This is a genomic window from Actinomadura fibrosa (genome assembly GCF_900659615.1).
Classification (GTDB): Bacteria; Actinomycetota; Actinomycetes; order Streptosporangiales; family Streptosporangiaceae; genus Spirillospora; species Spirillospora fibrosa.
The window spans coordinates 1-1,830 of sequence record NZ_CAACUY010000526.1 but is presented as its reverse complement, the minus strand read 5'-3'; the positions used below and the strand labels follow the sequence as shown (position 1 = coordinate 1,830).

The 1,830-nt window shown below is 74.3% G+C and carries 3 protein-coding genes; 1 reads left to right on the top strand and 2 read right to left on the bottom strand.

The window, feature by feature from the left end; all coding sequences use genetic code 11:
- Both E1300_RS52035 and E1300_RS49380 read right to left on the bottom strand, forming a co-directional pair.
- The coding region (locus E1300_RS52035; RefSeq protein WP_370786348.1) for a hypothetical protein at positions 1-328 on the bottom strand (328 nt) is incomplete at its 3' end.
- Positions 325-1,092, bottom strand: a complete 768-nt coding sequence (locus E1300_RS49380) for a bestrophin-like domain (protein ID WP_131764136.1) — start codon at positions 1,090-1,092, stop codon at positions 325-327. The genes E1300_RS49380 and E1300_RS52035, both read right to left, overlap by 4 nt.
- A gap of 360 nt (positions 1,093-1,452) precedes the next feature.
- Here E1300_RS49380 and E1300_RS49375 point away from each other — a divergent pair.
- Positions 1,453-1,830 (top strand): lysine 5,6-aminomutase subunit alpha TIM-barrel domain-containing protein (locus tag E1300_RS49375; protein ID WP_278045450.1); only part of this gene is annotated, 378 nt, incomplete at its 3' end.

The window sequence follows — 1,830 nt, the reverse complement described above, 5'->3', positions numbered from 1 at the left end:
CCGGCGGTGCGGGTGCCGGCGCCGGTTCGGAGGGCGCGGGTGGTGCCGGTGCGGGAGGTGCCGGTGCGGGAGGCTCTGGCGCGGGCGGTTCCGGTGCCGGGGGTTCGGGGGCGGGAGGTTCGGGGGCGGGAGGCCGCGGCGGCCGGCAGGGGGGCGCCCCGCCGACGTTCACGTCGAGGTCGAGGCCCACGTGGACGCCGACGCCGACGCCGACGCACACGTGGACGCCCGGGCCGGGCGGGCCTGGCTGCGCGAAGGCGCAGGTCGGGAAGGCCAGCGCTCCGGCGGCCGCGGCCGGCAGCACCACCAGGACGCGTCGCACCGTCATCCACCCCCCGTGATGCGCTGCAGCTCGCCTTGCAGGTTGGTGAAGGCGTCCGGCGCGACGGCCAGCGCGCCGGTGAACGGGCGCATGATGTCGAGGACCAGGTAGCAGCCGAGGGCCAGCAGCGCCGCCATCACCCCGAGCGGGATCAGGGTCATGCCCCGGGGGCGGGCGCCCGAGAGGAACGGCAGCAGCATGACGACGAGGCCGCTGAGCAGCGTCACGATGAGCAGGCTGGCCGGGGGCGAGGTGCGGGCGTCCATGGCCCGCTGGTGCCGCGCGGCGGAGATCTCGGAGATGTGCTCCAGGACGGCGCCGCGGGCGTCCTTGTACTCGTCGTCGTCGGCCTTGATGGCGATGGTGTCGCGGCGCATGGCGTCGAGGCGGGCCCAGCCGTCGGCGGAGAGCCGGTGGTCCTTGCGCATCAGGCGCCATTCGGGGCCGCGGACGACGTCGGTGTACTCGCGCAGCTCGGACTGCAGGCGCCGGGCGTCGGCGGCGGGCAGCCGGGAGGCGGCCCAGAACGCCTCGGAGATCGCCTGGGTCTCGGCGTAGGTGTTGGAGCGGGCGGAGTCGGCGGTGGTCCACGGGACGACGATGGCGATGGCGAACGCCAGCAGGAACAGCGCGGACAGCATCGACCCGGCGTGGGCGGACGTGGGCCCGTCGGGATCGGGGTCCTCGACGCCGTGCTTGAGCCGCCGGACCATCCGGCTCGCGATGAACACCACCGCGACGGCGCATGCGGCGGTCAGAACGTAGACCATTGATTCCCTCCCGGTGTGTTGCGGAGCGCCCGGCCACTGGCCGCGCCCGATAGTCGACACTGTCCGTGAGTATAGATTTACCGAACGTAGTTATGTGGTGATTGAGTGCGAATCTCACCTGGAGGTGACGTGATCGAGCGGCGAAGGGAGTTAATGCTGGCCATGGGTGAGATTTCCGCCGCCGGACGGGGCGCGCGGGGCGCCGGTGGCGTGGGCGGGACCAGGGCCACCGAGCGGATATGCCGGGAGTTCTTGCGGAATCCGGGCGCGGTACCGGAAGATCTTCCGAAGAAGGCTCGCCGAGGACGGCGATCGTTCGGATCCGGCCTGAGAGGGGCGGTCGCGTGAGGGGAGACGGCAATGGCGCCGCAGGGGAAGCTCGACCTCGATCCGGAGGTGGTCCGCACCGCCCGCCGGCTGGCCGCGCGCGCCGCCGAGCCGATCATCCGGATGGCCCGCTCCCACACGACGGTCTCGGTCGAGCGGGCGCTGCTGCGGCTGGCGGGGCTGGCGGGCGCCGACGACGGCGGCCGCCCCTGGGCCAACCACCTGACCGACGCCGTCCGCGACCAGGTCGGGCTGGAGCACGGCGTGGCCCTGCCGGTCTGGGACGCCCTGCTGGACGGGCCGCACGCCTCGCTCGGCGACCTCGCGAGGGCCGCCGCGCTCGGCCGGGTGTCCTTCCGGATCCCCGAGGGGGCCGACGCCCGGCGGGCGCGTGAGGCCGCCCGCGAGGCC

Bases quoted from the DNA above. Each gene is read 5' to 3' on its own strand.
- E1300_RS49380 (WP_131764136.1), bottom strand. From the start codon at position 1,092: ATGGTCTACGTTCTGACCGCCGCATGCGCCGTCGCGGTGGTGTTCATC.